The organism is Flavobacterium sp. Root186 (genome assembly GCF_001428525.1).
Taxonomy (GTDB): Bacteria; Bacteroidota; Bacteroidia; order Flavobacteriales; family Flavobacteriaceae; genus Flavobacterium.
In genome coordinates, this window is record NZ_LMHW01000010.1 from 1 (window position 1) to 18,028 (window position 18,028).

20 protein-coding genes and 1 rRNA gene are annotated in these 18,028 nt (G+C 32.3%); 18 read left to right on the forward strand and 3 right to left on the reverse strand.

The genetic code is table 11. The annotated features are described in order from the left end of the window. Nucleotides 1-142 precede the first annotated feature (142 nt). The 12 genes from rrf to ASD98_RS03560 all read left to right on the forward strand — a co-directional run bounded on the left by rrf (nt 143) and on the right by ASD98_RS03560 (nt 8,348). Nucleotides 143-252 (forward strand): 5S ribosomal RNA (gene rrf / locus ASD98_RS03505). A 631-nt stretch (nt 253-883) separates the two neighbouring features. Then, entirely contained in the window at nt 884-1,477 is a 594-nt protein-coding gene (locus tag ASD98_RS03510; RefSeq protein WP_056200305.1) for a YdeI family protein, read from the forward strand. A 15-nt stretch (nt 1,478-1,492) separates the two neighbouring features. Beyond that, nucleotides 1,493-1,954 (forward strand): SRPBCC domain-containing protein, encoded by a 462-nt coding sequence (locus tag ASD98_RS03515; protein ID WP_056200308.1) that lies wholly within the window; start codon nt 1,493-1,495, stop codon nt 1,952-1,954. 14 nt (nt 1,955-1,968) lie between these two features. Beyond that, nucleotides 1,969-2,535: a DUF4256 domain-containing protein gene (locus tag ASD98_RS03520; protein ID WP_056200310.1), complete on the forward strand. Its 567-nt coding sequence runs from the start codon at nt 1,969-1,971 to the stop codon at nt 2,533-2,535. 15 nt (nt 2,536-2,550) lie between these two features. Then, entirely contained in the window at nt 2,551-3,054 is a 504-nt protein-coding gene (locus ASD98_RS03525) for an endonuclease V (RefSeq protein WP_056200313.1), read from the forward strand. A gap of 6 nt (nt 3,055-3,060) precedes the next feature. After that, nucleotides 3,061-4,419 (forward strand): hypothetical protein, encoded by a 1,359-nt coding sequence (locus tag ASD98_RS03530; protein ID WP_056200315.1) that lies wholly within the window; start codon nt 3,061-3,063, stop codon nt 4,417-4,419. A 103-nt stretch (nt 4,420-4,522) separates the two neighbouring features. Next, nucleotides 4,523-5,329: an SDR family oxidoreductase gene (locus ASD98_RS03535; RefSeq protein ID WP_056200318.1), complete on the forward strand. Its 807-nt coding sequence runs from the start codon at nt 4,523-4,525 to the stop codon at nt 5,327-5,329. Nucleotides 5,330-5,340: 11 nt separating this feature from the next. After that, nucleotides 5,341-5,646 (forward strand): hypothetical protein, encoded by a 306-nt coding sequence (locus tag ASD98_RS03540; RefSeq protein WP_056200320.1) that lies wholly within the window; start codon nt 5,341-5,343, stop codon nt 5,644-5,646. A gap of 1 nt (nt 5,647) precedes the next feature. Then, nucleotides 5,648-6,562, forward strand: a complete 915-nt coding sequence (locus ASD98_RS03545) for an AraC family transcriptional regulator (RefSeq protein ID WP_056200324.1) — start codon at nt 5,648-5,650, stop codon at nt 6,560-6,562. 3 nt (nt 6,563-6,565) lie between these two features. After that, on the forward strand, nt 6,566-6,889 hold the full coding sequence (locus ASD98_RS03550; RefSeq protein WP_056200326.1) for a hypothetical protein: 324 nt from the start codon (nt 6,566-6,568) through the stop codon (nt 6,887-6,889). Between the two features lie 69 nt (nt 6,890-6,958). Continuing rightward, complete coding sequence (locus ASD98_RS03555) at nt 6,959-7,528, forward strand: Crp/Fnr family transcriptional regulator (protein WP_056200328.1); 570 nt, start codon at nt 6,959-6,961, stop codon at nt 7,526-7,528. Between the two features lie 79 nt (nt 7,529-7,607). Beyond that, the gene (locus tag ASD98_RS03560) at nt 7,608-8,348 is read left to right on the forward strand and encodes an SDR family oxidoreductase (protein WP_056200331.1); all 741 of its coding nucleotides are present in this window, start codon (nt 7,608-7,610) and stop codon (nt 8,346-8,348) included. A 98-nt stretch (nt 8,349-8,446) separates the two neighbouring features. Here the strand turns inward: ASD98_RS03560 and ASD98_RS03565 are convergent, their stop codons facing one another. Both ASD98_RS03565 and ASD98_RS03570 read right to left on the reverse strand, forming a co-directional pair. Further along, the gene (locus tag ASD98_RS03565) at nt 8,447-10,858 is read right to left on the reverse strand and encodes an ABC transporter permease (protein WP_056200334.1); all 2,412 of its coding nucleotides are present in this window, start codon (nt 10,856-10,858) and stop codon (nt 8,447-8,449) included. Between the two features lie 4 nt (nt 10,859-10,862). Continuing rightward, on the reverse strand, nt 10,863-11,573 hold the full coding sequence (locus ASD98_RS03570) for an ABC transporter ATP-binding protein (RefSeq protein WP_056203146.1): 711 nt from the start codon (nt 11,571-11,573) through the stop codon (nt 10,863-10,865). Nucleotides 11,574-11,858: 285 nt separating this feature from the next. Between ASD98_RS03570 and ASD98_RS03575 the strand changes: the two genes are divergently transcribed. From ASD98_RS03575 to ASD98_RS03590, 4 genes are all read left to right on the forward strand, one after another. Next, a complete protein-coding gene (locus ASD98_RS03575; RefSeq protein ID WP_056203149.1) occupies nt 11,859-13,208 on the forward strand; it encodes a sigma-54 dependent transcriptional regulator in 1,350 nt (449 codons plus the stop codon). A 1-nt stretch (nt 13,209) separates the two neighbouring features. Continuing rightward, nucleotides 13,210-14,544, forward strand: coding sequence for a PAS domain-containing sensor histidine kinase (locus ASD98_RS03580; RefSeq protein WP_056200337.1), 1,335 nt, complete (start codon nt 13,210-13,212; stop codon nt 14,542-14,544). A gap of 68 nt (nt 14,545-14,612) precedes the next feature. Beyond that, nucleotides 14,613-15,011, forward strand: a complete 399-nt coding sequence (locus ASD98_RS03585; RefSeq protein WP_056200340.1) for a hypothetical protein — start codon at nt 14,613-14,615, stop codon at nt 15,009-15,011. A 253-nt stretch (nt 15,012-15,264) separates the two neighbouring features. After that, complete coding sequence (locus ASD98_RS03590; protein ID WP_128414779.1) at nt 15,265-15,807, forward strand: DUF1311 domain-containing protein; 543 nt, start codon at nt 15,265-15,267, stop codon at nt 15,805-15,807. A gap of 187 nt (nt 15,808-15,994) precedes the next feature. On the opposite strand, the gene ASD98_RS03595 is transcribed toward ASD98_RS03590, so the two are convergent. Continuing rightward, entirely contained in the window at nt 15,995-16,348 is a 354-nt protein-coding gene (locus tag ASD98_RS03595) for a helix-turn-helix domain-containing protein (protein WP_056200345.1), read from the reverse strand. A 109-nt stretch (nt 16,349-16,457) separates the two neighbouring features. Between ASD98_RS03595 and ASD98_RS03600 the strand changes: the two genes are divergently transcribed. Both ASD98_RS03600 and ASD98_RS03605 read left to right on the forward strand, forming a co-directional pair. Next, on the forward strand, nt 16,458-17,213 hold the full coding sequence (locus tag ASD98_RS03600) for an SDR family NAD(P)-dependent oxidoreductase (RefSeq protein ID WP_056200349.1): 756 nt from the start codon (nt 16,458-16,460) through the stop codon (nt 17,211-17,213). Between the two features lie 26 nt (nt 17,214-17,239). Next, nucleotides 17,240-18,010 (forward strand): SDR family NAD(P)-dependent oxidoreductase, encoded by a 771-nt coding sequence (locus tag ASD98_RS03605; protein WP_056200352.1) that lies wholly within the window; start codon nt 17,240-17,242, stop codon nt 18,008-18,010. Nucleotides 18,011-18,028: the final 18 nt, after the last annotated feature.

The following is an 18,028-nucleotide window of genomic DNA, read 5'->3' on the forward strand; positions in this document are numbered from 1 at the left end:
CTTTCTAAAATATATTTACTTTTCTTTATCTCAGTATGTTAARATATTAGCTCGACGCAGAGCAGTCTTTAAGTCGAAAGATTAAAGTCAAAAGTCGAAAGACTTGACAACTTTAAGACTTGTGACTTTAGATTAACAACCTTAAGGTGGTTATTGCGGCGGGGCTCACCTCTTCCCATCCCGAACAGAGTAGTTAAGCCCGCCTGCGCAGATGGTACTGCAGTATTGTGGGAGAGTATGTCGTCGCCTTTCTTTTAAGAATCCTCATCATTTTTTTGATGAGGATTTTTTTTTATTTTATTGTAATGTCTCTGCTTCTGTCAACGTTTCTGGTATTCCNGAGTAGTTAAGCCCGCCTGCGCAGATGGTACTGCAGTATTGTGGGAGAGTATGTCGTCGCCTTTCTTTTAAGAATCCTCATCATTTTTTTGATGAGGATTTTTTTTTATATAATACTTTTGTCTTACCAAGCAAGCGATAGGTTTATCAATATCCAATATCTGAGCCTATATCCCGGAAATCCAATCGTATTTTGATTACTGAGATGACCTAAGGGCTTTTATAATTATGGATTTCCAGCGGTGGAAAACGCTGGCAGTATTTTAAAGATCAGGCTGGGAGGGATATTTTTTTATATCAACATGTTTTAGAATGTCTTTTTTTTGAAATATAGAGTGCATTCGTCAACAAATAACGTCTTAAATCTTATTTTTTGCTTGCTAAATTGTAAGATTGAAAGATTTTTTCGTTTCTATTTTGCCATTAAATGAGATATTTTTCTAGTTTGCTAGACTTTTAAATTTATAGTTAAATCAAAAAAATGTCTTAATTTTAAATTAAAATCTTTCTTCTATTGTGAAAGAGTAATTTTAAAAAAAATGAGATGTCACAAGTTAATGCAAACCCAAATGTTGATTTCTTTTTTGATGAAGTCAAGAAATGGCAGGAAGAATTAGTTTTAATGCGAAAAATTGCCCGCGAATGTCAATTGAGCGAAGAATTAAAATGGGGAGTTCCTTGTTATACTTTTCAAAAAGCTAATGTTGTTTTAATTCATGCTTTTAAAGAGTATTGTGCCTTTTTGTTTTTTAAAGGCGCTTTGTTAAAAGACACAGATGGTATTTTAATACAACAATCTGAGAATGTACAAGCGGCAAGACAAATACGATTTACTAATCTTAAAGAAATTGTTGACTTAAAAGATGTATTAAAAACATATATTTATCAAGCGATAGAAATCGAGAAAGCTGGTTTGAAAGTAGAACTGAAAAAGACTTCTGAATTTGAAGTATCTGAAGAATTCCAGAAAAAATTAGATGTAATGCCAGATTTACAAAAAGCTTTTTCGGCACTTACGCCTGGAAGACAGAGAGCCTATCTTTTACATTTCTCTCAACCAAAACAATCCAAAACCAGAGAAACGAGAGTAGAAAAAAATATTCCAAATATTTTAGAGGGTAAGGGTTTGAATGATTAAATGAGTTAAGAAAGTATGGAAAGCAAAAATAATAATATTGAAAATAGAAGACTTCAAAGTAAAATATTGCTTAAGGCACCAACGGATATAGTTTGGGAAGTTTGGACAAACCCTGAACATATTGCAAATTGGTGGGGACCAAACGGTTTTACTAATACAATTCATAAAATGGATTTTCAAGAAGAAGGCGAGTGGAATTTAACAATGCACGGACCTGATGGAAAAAATTATCCAAACAGAAGTATTTTTAAAGAAATTATCCCATTTGAGAAAATTATCTTTGAACATTTCAATCCGCATTTTATTACAACTGTTTTATTTGAGTCTAAAAATTCTGAAACTTTTTTAGACTGGTCCTTTTTATTTGATTCTCAAGAAATGTTTGATATTGTTGTAAAAGCACACAAAGCAGATCAGGGGCAAAAAGAGAATATTGAAAAGCTTGAAAAATATCTTTCAGAATTTATTTCCAAATAATTAATTCAAAAGTCATGAATAATCAAAAATATAAATTATCCTTAGAGCAGCAAGAATCATTGTTAAGTGTTTTAGAAGCACGTTTTGAAAACAATAAACATCGCCATAAAAATATTGAGTGGTCAAAAGTTCTGGCTAAGCTCGAAGCTAATCCTGAAAAAATCTGGTCTCTTGACGAAATGGAACGAACAGAAGGCGAGCCGGATGTCGTTGCTTTTGATGATAAAACAGGAGAATATATTTTTTATGATTGTGCTGCAGAAAGTCCAAAAGGGCGAAGAAGTATTTGTTACGATCACGAAGCATTAGAAAAAAGAAAAGAAAATAAGCCAAAAGACAGTGCTGTAAACATGGCTTCTGAAATGGGAATTCAAATTTTGAATGAAGAAGAATATCGAGAACTTCAAAAACTCGGAAAATTTGATACTAAAACTTCAAGCTGGATTTTAACTCCTGCAAATATTCGAAAACTGGGTGGTGCTATTTTTTCAGATTTCCGCTATGATACTGTTTTTGTATATCACAATGGTGCCGATTCGTATTACGCAGCGAGAGGTTTTCGAGGTTTATTAAGAGTTTAAAGAGTAAAAATAAATATGATATTAGCCTTCGATACTTATTATTTTGATAATAAAGCAAAAACAGTCTGCCTTGAATTTAAGGAATGGAATGAAGATAAAAATTTTAAAGTTCACACAGAAATAATTGATAATGTTTCAGAATATATTCCAGGAGAGTTTTATAGGAGAGAACTTCCGTGTATTCTTAGCTTACTAGATCAAATTGATTTGAAAAATATTGAAGCCATTATTGTAGACGGATTTGTGTATTTAGATGATGATAAAAAATATGGTTTAGGCGGGTATTTATATGAAAAGCTAAATAAACAGATTCCAATTATTGGTGTAGCCAAAACCAATTTTGCCAGTATCGAAAAAGATAAAAAAGCTTTGCTCAGAGGAGACAGTGCTAAACCTTTATTTATAACATCTATTGGAATTGATTTGGAAGAAGCTTTTCAAAAAGTAGAAAGTATGTCTGGCGAATTCAGAATTCCAACTTTATTAAAAGAGTTAGATCGTTTAACGAAAGAACTTTAATTTTTTATGGATATACAACTTTGGAATCAAATCGAAAATTTTGATCTCGACAAACCAAATGATCAATACGGATTTTCAACAAGATTAGCATTCGAAAATAGTTGGACTATTTATTTTACTAAAACAGCGATTTTAGAATATAAAAAATTCATGTATCTGGCAGCAACTTCCAACGAAATGGTTTCACCTTCAGAAATTGTAGATATTGTGTGGCATCAGCATTTAATTTTTACAAATTCCTATTCTGATCTATGTACAATTTTGACAAAAAGAATTGAACATATTCCGTCAACACATAATAAAGCTGAACACGAGAAATTCCATAAAGCAAAAGAAGTTACTAAAAACTTATATGAATTAAATTTTGGAAAGCAGCCAGAAGAAATTTGGACTTTTGGAAATTCAATGGATTCACTCCAACTAGACAGCGCTAATTATAATCTCGGAATATTAAAAATAATTTTTTTAGGAGCATTTATACTTTTAAGTTTTCCCATTTCTCTTCTTATAAAACCAATTTTGATTCAAATTGGTAATCCATATTTTGCATGGTATTACATATTTTTGTTCGCTTTGGTAACCTTTTTATTGATGCAATTTGTTAAGAAAACTTGTGATTCGCTGATTGAAAAAATTAAGTCGAAATTAATCATTAGCAATCTCACACCTTTAGAATTGGTCTTCTTTCAAAAAAATAATCTAGACTATGTAATTCATGGAGTCGTAAATAATTTAATTGAAAATAGAAGAATTCAGGTTACAGGCAATAAATTAAACTTAATCGATGATACGCTAACAAATAATCAATATGAAAATTGTGTTATTGAGATCATGAAAGAATATGATTTAATACCTTATCTACAGTTACATCAGTTAATTATAAACAAACAAATATTTCAACAATTAAAAAAAGGAGTTGAAAAAATTAGAGAAACGATTTTAGATTCTAAGCAATTTTTATTTATCATAAAAGTAGCGTTGGTAGTTTTTGGACTTCTTTTAAATATAGGCTTTAGCAGAATTATTACAGGAGTTTCTAGAGGAAAGGCTATAACTAATATTGTTATTATAACCATAATTTTAGCAGCGATCTCTTATCGTTACTATAAGAAAGTAGTGAACTATTTATTTTTTCATACAATTCACTCCTCTTTTAAAGAAGGAAAAAGTAATACTAATGTTGAACAAGACTGGCAGTGGAATTATTTTTTATACGGAGGTCTGACAGCTTCTTTTATGCCTTTGGTCATGCCTGCAAATAACAATTTTACATCATCAGACAGTGGTTCTGGATGCGGAAATTCTGGAGGTAGCTCATGCGGGAGTTCTTGTGGAAGTTCATGCGGTGGCTGCGGTGGTGACTAATTTATTTCGTAATCGTCATTTTGGCTAACTAATTATCCAAAATGACTAAAAACAACTTCAGGCTTCGGCTGATCTTTGCATTATAATTTTAAAACAATTAAAAATGCAAAAGACAATTTTTATTACAGGAGCTTCAACTGGTTTAGGAAAATCAGCATCAAAATTATTTCAAAGCAAAGGCTGGCAGGTAATCGCTACTATGCGAAATCCGGAAAAGGAAACAGAATTAACTTTATTAAAAAACGTAATTGTACTCCCGCTTGACGTTACAAATTCAGAACAAATTACAGCAACAATAAAAAATATTACGGAGAAATACTCTGTTGACGTTGTATTAAACAATGCAGGATATGGGTTAATTGGTGCTTTAGAATCTTTAAACGAAATTCAAATCGAACGTCAGATTGTTACTAATTTATTTGGAGTTATCAGAGTTTCAAAAGCTTTTACATCTCATTTTCGTGAGAAAAAAAGCGGTACTTTTATAAATGTTACTTCTACTTTCGGATTAATCGGATTTCCGACTTGTTCTATTTACAGTGCAACAAAATTTGGTGTAGATGGTTTTTCAGAAAGCCTTGCATCAGAATTAACTCAATTTGGAATTCAGGTTAAAGTTGTCGCTCCGGGCGGCATGAAAACCGATTTTGCAATTCGTTCTATGGAAGTCGGGCAACACGCAGCATATGAAAAATTAACTGCAGAAGTAAGTAAAGGTTATAGTGCAGAACAATTAGAGAATTATACAAATGCCGAAGATGTTGCTCAAATTATATACGAAGCGGCGACAGATAATAAAAATCAGTTGCGATATATAGCCGGAAATGATGCCAATGCTTTGTACGATGAAAGATTAAAGAATGGTGCCGAAACTCAAGTGCAGAACATAAAAGCAATGTTTACTTTCTAATTTAAAACAAGATGAAAAATCAAGCAATAGAATTGACAACTTTTAAATTAAATGGTTTTACAACGCAGCAATTTATTGAAGCAAACAAAGAAATTGACGAATTTTTAAAACGTCAAAAAGGATTTCGTTCCAGAACAATTTTTGAATTAAAAAAAGGAATGGTTTACGATATGTTGGTTTGGAACAGCACAGCAGAAGGTACAGATGCGATGCATAAATTAATGACAGAACTTAGCGATTCTGCTGTACACGACATGATTGATCAAAGCACAGTGAGCTGGAACATTGCACCAGTTGAACATTTTATAAATTTGTAAAATGAAAAACCAGCCTAAAATATTTAACAGCATTTCAGAATTGCATAAAGCTATGGGACAGCCAAAGCCCATGCATCCGCTTATTAGTATTTTGAATTATGGTGAAGCTGTATTTGATCCAAAAGATTTTGAAAACGGAATTATTTTAGATTTTTATAAAATTTCTTTTAAAACTCGTTTTTCGGGAAAACTTAGGTATGGTCATGGTTTTTATGATTTTGAAGAAGGGGGAATGTCATTTATTTCACCCGGACAAGTTTTAAAAATGCAGGAAGAAGAGGCCGATTACAGCGGCATGTCCTTAAATATTCATCCCGATTTTATTCGGCCGTATACTTTAAATACGAATATTAAAAAATACGGATTCTTTTCATATACGGCATCTGAAGCTTTGTATTTATCTGAAAATGAAAAAGAAACCATTTTAAACGTTTTTGCCAATATTCAAAATGAGCTGAAGGAACGAATTGATAATTTTAGCCAGGACGTGCTTATTTCGCAAATCGAACTTTTACTTAATTACAGTAATCGTTTTTATAACCGACAGTTTATTACCCGAAAAGCGATTAATAATGATGTGCTTTCGAAACTAGAAATTTTATTAGAAGATTATTTTAATAACGAAAAACCTCTTGAAAATGGTTTGCCAACCGTACAATTTGTTGCAGATGAATTAGGTTTGTCTGCCAGATATTTAAGTGATTTACTTCGAAATCTTTCCGGACAAAATACACAGCAGTTTATTCATGATAAATTGATAGAAAAAGCAAAAGATTATATCACAAAAGGAACTTTTTCAATATCTGAAATTGCCTATAAATTAGGTTTTGAGCATCCGCAGTCTTTCAATAAATTATTTAAGAAAAAAACAAATTTAAGTCCAGTCGCATTTCAGGAACAATTCAATAAAAATTAAATTATGGCATCAATAAATTTTGAACAGCTAAAAGAACGTTCTTTAGAAATAAGAAAGTGTTATCACGAATTAGAATTATCTCATCACGGAAGTGAATGGACAATAGAAGAAGATGCACTAGCATTTTTAACAGATGCCGGTTTAGTTGGACGTAACGTAATGTCGCAGCAGGGAAGATGGCCAAAAGGAAATACAGAACAAGAACTCAAACATAAATTAGGAGAATCGATTTGGTGGCTGACCGTTTTGGCTGAAAGAATGAATATCGATATTGAAAAAGCAACGGAAGAATTTTTATCCAGCACCGAAAATTTGCTCGGAAAATAACTTTTATGTTTTGAATCGTTTTTGCCAAATGACAAATTGTGCACCAATAACTTTGATTAACTTGCCTCTATGAAAGAATTTATAGATTATATATTGCAATTTGGAACTTTAAATCAGCATCAGCTGGATTTAATTGCAAGTAAAACAACTGTATTAGAACTTCAGAAAGATGAATATTTTTCGGAAGCTGGAAAAATTGCCCAGCAGGTTGGTTTTGTTTTAGACGGAATTACCCGCGTTTGTTATTACAACAATAGAGGCGAAGAAATTACCAAATATTTTATCGACGAAAATAATCTGGTTGTTGACATGGAAAGTTTCGACAATGATATTTGTTCGAATGCTTATGTGCAGGCGATAACAGATTGTAAACTGCTGGTTTTTTCTAAAAAAGACTGGAGGGAACTTTTAGAAACAATAATTGGCTGGGATGCTATTGTGCACAGAATTATTTCAAAAGCATTGAGACAAAAAGTAGAAAGAAGAAGTCCGCTGGTTTCAGAAGATGCCACTACCCGTTATTTAATGTTTCTGAAAATTTATCCAAATGTAATCAATCGCATTCCGTTATCTTATGTGGCTTCTTATTTAGGAATTACACAATCCTCATTAAGCAGAATTAGAAAAAATATCAGTTAAAATTGCTTTTTGCCAAATGACAAATGATTCCATTTTCAAAGTAACCAACTTTGTATTATAATTTTAAAACAATTAAAAAATGAAATCAGTATTAATAACAGGAGCAAACAGAAGCATAGGATTAGAAATAACAAAACAACTTTCAAAGCAAGGATTGTTTGTTTATTTAGGAAGCCGTGATCTTGAAAAAGGAAACGAAGTTGTAAAACAATTAAACAAAGATGGTTTTCAAAACATCAAAGCCATTCAGATTGATGTTACCAATCCAGAATCCATTTTAGCAGCAAAGAATATTGTAGAAAGCGAGCAGGGAAAATTAGATATCCTGATTAACAATGCGGGAATAAGCGGCGGTCAGTTTCCTCAAACCGCTTCGGATACCAGCGTCAAAGACATTAAAGATGTATTTGAAACAAATTTTTTTGGTGTTATAAGTGTTACTCAGGTTTTTTTGGAATTACTTAAAAAATCAAACAGCCCGAGAATCAGTAATATTACTTCGGGACTTGGTTCTTTGACTTTGCATAGTGACCCATCATGGAAATACTACGATTTTAAATCGGCAGCTTATGGAACTTCAAAAGCAGCATTAAACGCATATACCATTGTATTGGCTTATGAACTAAAAGATTTCTCTTTTAAAATAAATGCAATCGATCCGGGTTATACCGCAACAGATTTCAATCATCATAATGGACCGGGAACTGTTGAAAGTGCAGCATCGTTTATTATCAAACATACCGTAACAGATGAAAACGGGCCAACTGGACAATTCTTTAGTAATGATATTGAAGATGAAACAGGAGTAAGTCCTTGGTAAAATAGCTGTCTATTAACATAAAAAGACTCCAATATTTCTATTGGAGTCTTTCGTTTTTTAATTTGAAATAATAATGTCAAAGTATTTTAAAAAATTATCTATTCGTATTTTAAGTATTTCAAAATATCAATTTTCGTTACCTGATACGCTTTTGCTAAAACAATGGCTAAAGTCAGAAGCATTAAAAATACAAACGCAGCTAAAAATGGAAGCAATGGAATATCAATTCTAAAAGCAAAATCTTCCAGCCATTTTCGCAGTAAGAGGTAAGCCGGAATTACTCCGATTAAGAAACCAATTATGCAGAAAACTACATATTGTTTCGACAATTCTTTTAATAAAACATCTGTTTCTGCACCTAAAGTTTTTCTGATTGCAATTTCTCTCAAACGCCTTTCCATCGAATAAGAAGCCAAAGCAAATAATCCGAAAACAGCAATTAGAATTACAATTCCATTTAAAAGTGAAAATAAGTTACTTTGGTTTTCATACTTTTTATACGTTCGGGCAAAGTTTGTGTCGACAAAATTATATTCGAACGGATATTCGGTATCCACTTTTGTTCTCCAAAATTTATCCAGAGCGGCGATAGTTTTAGACATTTCCTGTGGTGCAATCTTAACAGAAATAGTTTTGATTTCTTCCTGCGAAGAATTGCTTGTATTGATATGGAAGAAAATCATTGGGGCAATTTTATGTTCCAGACCGAAGTAATTAAAATCCTTTACAATCCCAACTACTTTAAATTTTTGGTTATCCCAGGTTATTTCTTTATTTAAAGGATCATTTTCTTGCAGTGTTTTAGCGGCCGTTTCATTTAGCAAAACATTCGAAATACTGTCAGATGCCAATTTATCACTTAAATTTCTTCCTTTAACTATCTTTATTCCCAGAATTTCCAAAAGCCCAAAATCAATTCCCATTTGCTGAGTTATAACTTCTTTATTTGTTTTATAATGCATGCCCGACCATGAATTATTGCCGCTTCCAATAGAAAATGATCCGGTAGAAACCGCTTCAATACCGTTTATTTTTAAAAGCTCTTGTCTTATAGTTTTATATCTTTCAAATTGTTCTTTTCCTTTTTTTGGCTTAAAAGAAATATCCACAACCTGCGCGCCTTTAAAACCCAAATCCTTTTCGGCCATATAACTTACCTGTTTGTAAACGATAAAAGAACCAATAATAAAAAAGGCTGCTATTGCAAATTGAAGGATCAACATACCATTGCGAAGCCAGACACCATTTTTACTTCTCGAAAAATTTCCTTTTAAAACTTTCAATACTTCAAAGTTTGAGATATATACTGCAGGAAGAACTCCGGAAACAAATACAACAAGAAAGAATATTAAAATTAACTGCAGGTAAAATTGAGCTCCAATAAGAACCAGATTTTTATTTAAAAAAGAGTTGTAAAAAGGCAGCGAAAGCTCTACAATTACTAGTGCAAGTAAAAGTGAAAAAAGTGTAATTAATATTGTTTCAAATACAAATTGGGCAATAATTTGAAATTTTGTGGCTCCCACAATCTTTCGAACACCAACTTCTTTTGCGCGTTTGACTGCGTTTGCCGTCGCCAGATTAATATAATTTACAATCGACAACAATAAAATAAGTATTGATAAACCCATTAATATTCGTAAAAACTGAAGATTTCCAGTCCCTTCCGGAAAAGGATAATTTCCCCAATAAAGTCTCGATCCGTTCAAAGGAAGCAATTGCGCCTTTACAGGATCACCATACATTTTTATAAAAGCATCAAGCGACAAACCTTCTTCCTGAGCCTGTTTTTTATAGTTTTGCTCAATAAAAATTTCATCTAATTTTTTGACAACAGCAGTCGTATCACTTTGTTTTTTTAGTTTTAGTATTAAACCATAACTGAAACCCCAGTTTTCTCTGTTTTTTTCTAAATCATCCTCAACTATAGTGGTAACGGCTGCAGGCATAACGGCCGATTTTCCAGATAACCGATAAATTCCGCGAACAACAAAAAAACGGTCTGCATACTTAACTTGTTTTCCCATTGGGTCTTCATCTTTAAACAAACGAGCTGCGGTTTCTTCAGATAAAACAATACTATTGCGATCGTGAATGGCCGTTTTTCTATTGCCGCGAATAAATTCAAAAGGGAAAAAAGAAAAGAAACTGCTTTGCGCAGAAAAAATCTTATCTACTAATTCTAATTTGCCATTATAGGCTATAATTTCCTTAGTATAATATGTTCTGAAATAGCAATAATTTTCTAAATAAGAAGTAGAAGATTTTAAAGCCGGAGCAGTTACAGGCGAATTTGTAGCCCAGACACTTCCGCCTCCAATATCATTTAGAACGATATACGTTTTATCTTTTTCGGGATTCCATTTATCATATGAATACTCCTCGTTCCAATACAAAATCGCAAAAATTAAACCTGCAATTCCAATACTTAATCCTAAAACATTCAAAACCGTAAACAGTTTATTGTTTTTTATATGATACGTAAAAACATTAATCCAATTTTTCAGCATGACCTTAGTTTCTAGAAGTTACTAATACATCTACATTTCTCTGATTTAATTTCTCTGAAAGAATAACTCCATCTTTCATTAAGATTATTTTCTGCGAAAAAGAAGCATCATAATCAGAATGCGTAACCATCAAAATTGTGGAACCGCTGGCATGAAGATCTGTCAATAATTCCATTACTTCATTACCATTTTTACTATCCAGATTTCCTGTAGGCTCATCGGCAAGAATAATTTTCGGGTCATTTATTAAAGCTCTTGCAACGGCTACACGCTGCTGCTGACCTCCTGAAAGCTGTTGCGGATAATGTTTTAAACGATGTGAAATACCTAAAATACCTGCAATATGCTCTATTTTTTTCTTCCTTTCAGATGATGAAACATTATTATAAATCAAGGGCAGTTCGATATTATCATAAACCGATAATTCATCAATTAAATTAAAATTCTGAAAAATGAACCCAATGTTTTCTTTTCTGGCTTTCGATTTTAATTTCTCTTTCTGGCCAATCATTTCCTGTCCCAGCAATTCATAACTTCCGCCAGAAGCGCTGTCTAATAATCCGATGATATTTAATAAAGTTGATTTTCCACTGCCGGATGGCCCCATAATGGAGACAAAATCGCCTTCGTTTATGGTTAATGAAATTTCACTTAAAGCATTTGTTTCTACTTCTTCGGTTCTAAAAATTTTAGAAAGTTTTTTGATCGTAATCATAATTGATTTTTTAATGTTTGATTGATATTCGTTTTCTGATTTTTTTGACTTCTGAAGTAAAAGAAACACACCCGAAAATTAAGATAATTAACAATGCGGTTTATGGATATTTATTTTGCTATTTTTACTTCAAGAAGACGTTAATAATTAATGATTTACAAGTCTAAATGTGATTTTCGTGCCAAAAATTTAAACCTTGTAACTGCCTTATTTTTAAAATTTTATTTTCCGAAAAAAATCTATAGTGTCCACAATTGGACACCTTTTGTCCAAAACCGAACAAAAATGAAAAAGACAAACGCATCAATATTAATCATCGACGATCAGGAAGACATACTTTTTGCATCAAAAGTATACCTGAAAAAGTATTTTGAGAACATTCACACACTCAATAATCCGAAAAAAATAGTCGAATTATTGTCAAAAAATGCCATCGATGTCGTTTTGCTCGATATGAATTACAGAATAGGTTTTGAAGATGGGAGAGAAGGTTTGTACCTGCTAAAAGAAATAAAAACGCTTTCGCCGAAAACCGTTGTAATATTAATGACCGCTTTTGGAAAAGTAGAAACTGCGGTTGAAGGATTAAAATCGGGTGCTTTTGATTATATCTTAAAACCCTGGGAAAACAAAAAACTTTTGGAATCTGTAAAACAAGCCGTTGACAAATCCCGAAAAGAACAAAAAAAGAATAAAGAGATTGAAACCGATAATGACTTTTTTGCCGGTACTTCTGAAATAATAAAAAAAGCATATTCGCTCGCCGATAAAGTAGCTAAAACCGATGCCAATGTTTTGATTCTTGGAGAAAACGGAACTGGAAAATTTGTTCTGGCGCATCATATTTACAGCCAGTCCGAGAGAAAAAACAGCCCATTCGTAGCCGTAGATTTAGGTTCATTGAATTCGAATATTTTCGAAAGTGAATTATTCGGTTATGCAAAAGGGGCTTTTACCGATGCAAAAACAGATACGCCCGGACGTTTTGAAATGGCGCAAAACGGAACTGTTTTTTTGGATGAAATAGGAAATGTTCCGCTGCATTTGCAATCTAAATTATTACAGGTTATTCAAACCAAAACCGTAACCCGATTGGGCGAAACCAAACCAAGACCTTTGAATGTTAGAATTATTACGGCAACCAATTTAAATTTGAAGTTAGAAGTTGCTGATAAAAATTTCAGGGAAGATTTGTATTACCGAATCAATACAATGGAAATTTTACTTCCGCCGCTGCGGGAACGAAACGAAGATAAAATTCCGCTGGCAGAATATCTTCTGGATAAAATGATTGAAAAATACGGAAGAAGTGAAATTACTTTTGATAAAAAGGTTTTGGAACAAATTGAAAAACACGCCTGGAATGGAAACATTCGAGAAATGGAAAATAAAATTGAACGGGCTGTTATTCTTTGTGAAAACAACACAATCACGGTTTCAGATTTAGATTTAGAAACCATAACAGCTTATGATGAAAACCCAGATGATATTCAGCTTTCTTCTGTAGAAAAAGCGACGATTGAAAAAGCACTTCTTAAGCATAGTAATAATATCAGTAAAACTGCCGATGAACTGGGATTGTCAAGAGGTTCTTTGTACAGACGTTTAGAGAAATATAATATCAATATTAATTAGTATGTTTAAAACACTGCAAACTTATAAACTGCTTTTTTTTCGATTAATCGCTATTGTTTTGGGAATCGAAATTTCAATTTATTTCCTTAAAATCAATTTGCTTTTTACAGGGATATTTGGCTTTTTTATTGTTTTTCTGCTCATTCGGGAAATGTATTTTTATGTTCGCAATTTTGTTTTGCTTTACGATAAAACGATTTCTTCGATACTGCAGAATGATTTTTCATCAGATTTTACCAAACATAAAGCCAATAGAAATTATGGCGACTTGTTTCAATTGTACGATACGCTGAAAAGTAGACAAAACGAGCAGATTTCAAAAGATATTATTTACCGCTCTATTTTAAATAATATCGAAACCGGAATTATCATTTTAGAAAAACAGGAAAAGGATTGGGATATATTTTTAATGAACGATTATTTCTCGTCTCATTTTAATGTTCCTAAAGTTTCAAAGTGGAAATATCTTAAAAATCAATTACCATCACTTTGTGAAATTATTGAAGAAGATGATTTTCATGAAATAAAAACGTCTGTTGAAATTAGTATAAACGAACAAACCGCACAAACATTTGTTTTGCAGGCCTCCAGAACAGAGATTTTTGAACAGGAGTATTGTATCGTTTTACTTGATTCTATCCAAAATGTAGTAGAGAAAAAAGAAAAAGATGCGTGGGTTAATTTGATGAAAGTGATTTCGCATGAACTTTTAAATTCGATAACGCCAATTCGTTCCATTTGTCAAAACCTACAGGATTTGGTAGAACAGGATTCGCTGTCGGCAGAAGATTTAGAAGACATCAAAAACAGCGTCGAAACCATGTTAAGGCGAAGCGATCATTTGCAGAAATTTGTTGAAGGTTATCGAAAATTAGCCATGCTTCCATCTCCAAAAAAACAAAAAATAGAGCTCCAGCTTTTGATTGCAAATTGTCTGCAAATCATGAATCCGTTATTTAAAAAAGACGAAATTGAAGTCGTAAACTCAATTTCCCTAAAACGCCCAATTAATGTCGACCCGCAGCAAACGGAACAGGTTGTCATTAATCTTTTAACGAATTCTGTTCATGCATTAAAAAATGCAACTCAAAAACAAATTCTAATTTCGGCTGAAGCCAAAGAAAACAGAACTTACATTAAGATCACCGACACCGGAAACGGAATCGAAAAAGAGATAGAAAATAAAGTTTTCCTGCCTTTCTTCACCACGAGAAACGAAGGCGCCGGAATTGGTTTAACGCTTTCTAAAAATATTATTGAAGCGCATGGAGGTTATGTTTCGTTTAAAACTGAGAATGGGAAAACTGTTTTTGAGATTTGTTTGGTGGAGGGGTGAGGTTATTTAGATATTTCTAATATATTAGTTCCAATTAAAGTTTTGCAGAAAGTTTAAAATAAAAAAGAATGAGATATATAATTATAATTACCTTGATTTTTTCTAGTTGTTCATCATTAGAATGTGATAAATTTAAAACGGGAAAATTTGAGTATCAAAGCAAATATGTTGGTAAAATTCTAATAGAAAGAGATAATCATTATCAAACAGAAACAGTTGTGGATTCTGGAATGGTAGCACGATACAGAATAACATGGTTGAATAATTGCGCTTTTATAATGTTTGATCGTAAACTTTTAAAAGGAAAAGAAGTTATAAATGATTCAAAATTCGTTGAAGAAATGAACAAGGATACTATTTACAATGAAATTATTGAAATTAACGGAAATGAATATAAGACAAAATTTAAGTTTTATAGTTCTCCTGAATGGTTTGAAGGTGATATAACTAGAAAAATAGGGGAATAAATTAGTTCATGCGATGATAATTTTAAAAAACGGATTATTACTAGTTTAGTTCCTACGGGACAAAAATTTCGCAATGATTATTTTTTTCTACCGACATTTAACTCCTAACGGAGTATTTCGTAGAAATTAAATATCGGTAGAAAAAGAAGATCCAATAAACGAATAATACTCCGTTAGGAGTTAAATGTCGGTAGAAAAGAGCAAGAACCCAATAAATGAATATCCCGTAGGGATTATATATAAAACCAACCAAATGATAAAAAATATACTCGTTCTTATTTTTAGTTTTTGCTTAACTGCCTGCTTTTCACAAAATGATATAAAAGAAAATAGTGATGAATTTATTAATTCACAAATTGAATCTAAAATACCTGATTTAAAATCCTTAGTTGAATCAAATGTAATGAATCCATTTACAAAGAAATTGTATTCAGATTTTGCAATTGACACTTTTAGAATTGGATATTATTTTAGAAATAAGAACAGGAAAGTTCCTGTAAATTATAAACAACAAGTTGATTTAGTTAAACATGTGACAAGCAGGTATGAAAAAATAATTAATAAATACTATCAATTATTAAAGACGAAGTCAACAGAAACTCAGAAAAAAGCTCTGATAAAATCTCAGAACGCCTGGGAAATTTTTAAGAAAGAAGAATCTCTATGGATTTTAACCCGTTTAAGAGATGATTGGTTTGATTACAACTACTATTTAGATTATTGTAATATCATGAAACAAAGAATGATAATCTTGTTTGATTGTTACATTGATTTTGAAGAACATGGGAATTATTGAAATACATGTGTACTATATTTGTCTAGTCCCTACTGGACAAATATTTCGCATTGATTGTTGTTTTCTACCGACATTTAACTCCTAACGGAGTATTTCGTAGAAATTAAATATCGGTAGGAAAGAATAAGACCCCAATAAAGAATATCCCGTAGGGATTATACTCATATCTAATAAAAAACCTCAAAGGTTATTCCTCAATAATTTTTTTTCGATGTTCAATCCCCCAATCAGTCAAATTATTAATAATTGTCTGCAGTGTTTTTCCATGATCTGTAAGTACATAATGAACACTTACGGGCTGCGTGTCTAGAACCAATCTTTTAATTAGTTTATTTATTTCCAATTCTTTTAATTCCTTACTCAGCATTTTGTTTGAAATGCCAACAACATCATTCAGGATATCCGAAAACCTTCTTTCGTTATAATAACAAATAGAAGAAATAATAGATATTTTCCATTTTCCGCTCAATACATCCATTGAATCCTGCACTGCCATCATCTCCTTTTTGTGCTTCTCTTTCTCGCGTAAATTACATTCCATAAGGTTACTTTGTTACTTCAAGGTTACTGTTACTTTTGGTTACAAAGTTACTAAAATAAATTAAACTAGCATAAATTTGCATCAGTAAACATAATTTAAAATTATAAAAATGAGCAAATTAAAAAATAAAGTAGCAATAATTACAGGCGCTTCAAAAGGAATTGGCGCTTCTATTGCTAAATATTTTGCAGCAGAAGGTGCAAAAGTTGTAGTGAATTACGCATCAAGTAAAGATGACGCAGACAAAGTAGTAAAAGCAATAAAAGATAACGGAGGAACAGCAATTGCAGTTCAGGGCGATGTTTCAAATGAATCTGATGTAAACAGACTTTTTGAAGAAACAAAAAATGCTTTTGGGACATTAGATATTTTGGTAAACAATGCAGGAATTTACCAATATGCGCCAATTGAAGAGTTGTCTGCACAATCTTTCCATTCGCAATTTAATATCAATGTTTTAGGATCATTACTTTCCATACAGGCAGCTTTAAAATTGTTTGGAGAAAAAGGCGGAAATATTATCAATATTAGTTCTGAAGCGGGAAAATCACCTCTTCCAACAGGATCTGTATATTCTGCAACAAAAGCAGCTTTAGACGCCATTACGATTTCTTTATCTAAAGAATTTATCGGAAGAAATATCAGAATCAATTCTATTTTACCGGGAATAGTAGAAACAGAAGGTTCACATTCTGCAGGTTTTATTGGCAGTGAAGCCGAAACAAAATTTGTTGCCAGCACACCTCTTGGACGTACCGGACAGCCGGAAGATATTGCAAAAGTAGCCGTATTTCTGGCTTCTGACGATTCAGGATGGATTACCGGAGAGAAAATTTCTGTTTCGGGAGGAATTTTCGGATTATAATTATTTCTAATTTTTAAAAGAACAAAATGAGTAAATTAAAAAATAAAGTAGCCGTAATTACTGGAGGTAATAGCGGAATAGGTTTTGGCATTGCAGAGGCATTCAAAAATGAAGGTGCTTCTGGAACAATAACCGGAAGAAATGAAGTAACATTAAATAATGCTGTAGCAGCTTTAAAATCAGATTTTATAGGTATTGCGGGTGATGTAACCAAAAGCGATGACTTAGAAAACATATTTAAAAAAACGGCTGAAAAATTCGGAAATATAGATGTATTGGTAGTAAATGCCGGCGGTGTTGTCGACGGAGTTCCTATGGCTGATATCGAAAATATTACCGAAGAAGGTTATGACCAATACATGGATTTGAATTTGAAAAGTTCCTATTTTACCGTTAAAAAAGCACTTCCATATTTAAATGATGGTGCATCAATCATATTAATTGGTTCGAGTGCGGCACATCGCGCTGCGCCGGGAATGGCTATTTATTCTGCAGCAAAAGCGGCAATTATATCATTGGCAAAAGGTTTATCACTAGATTTATTGCCAAGAAAAATACGTGTGAATACACTTTCACCCGGGTCTATAGACACACCTGTATTTGGAAAAATCGTGCCGGAAGAACACTTGGATGCTGTAAAACAAATGTGGATAGACATTACTCCGGTAGGCAGACAAGGTCTTCCATCTGACATTGGAAATGCTGCTGTATTTCTGGCATCAGATGATTCTGCTTTTATAGTTGGGACTGAAATCTTATCTGATGGCGGTTTAACCAATATCAGCCTGATGAAATAATAGAGAATATCTTTTAAA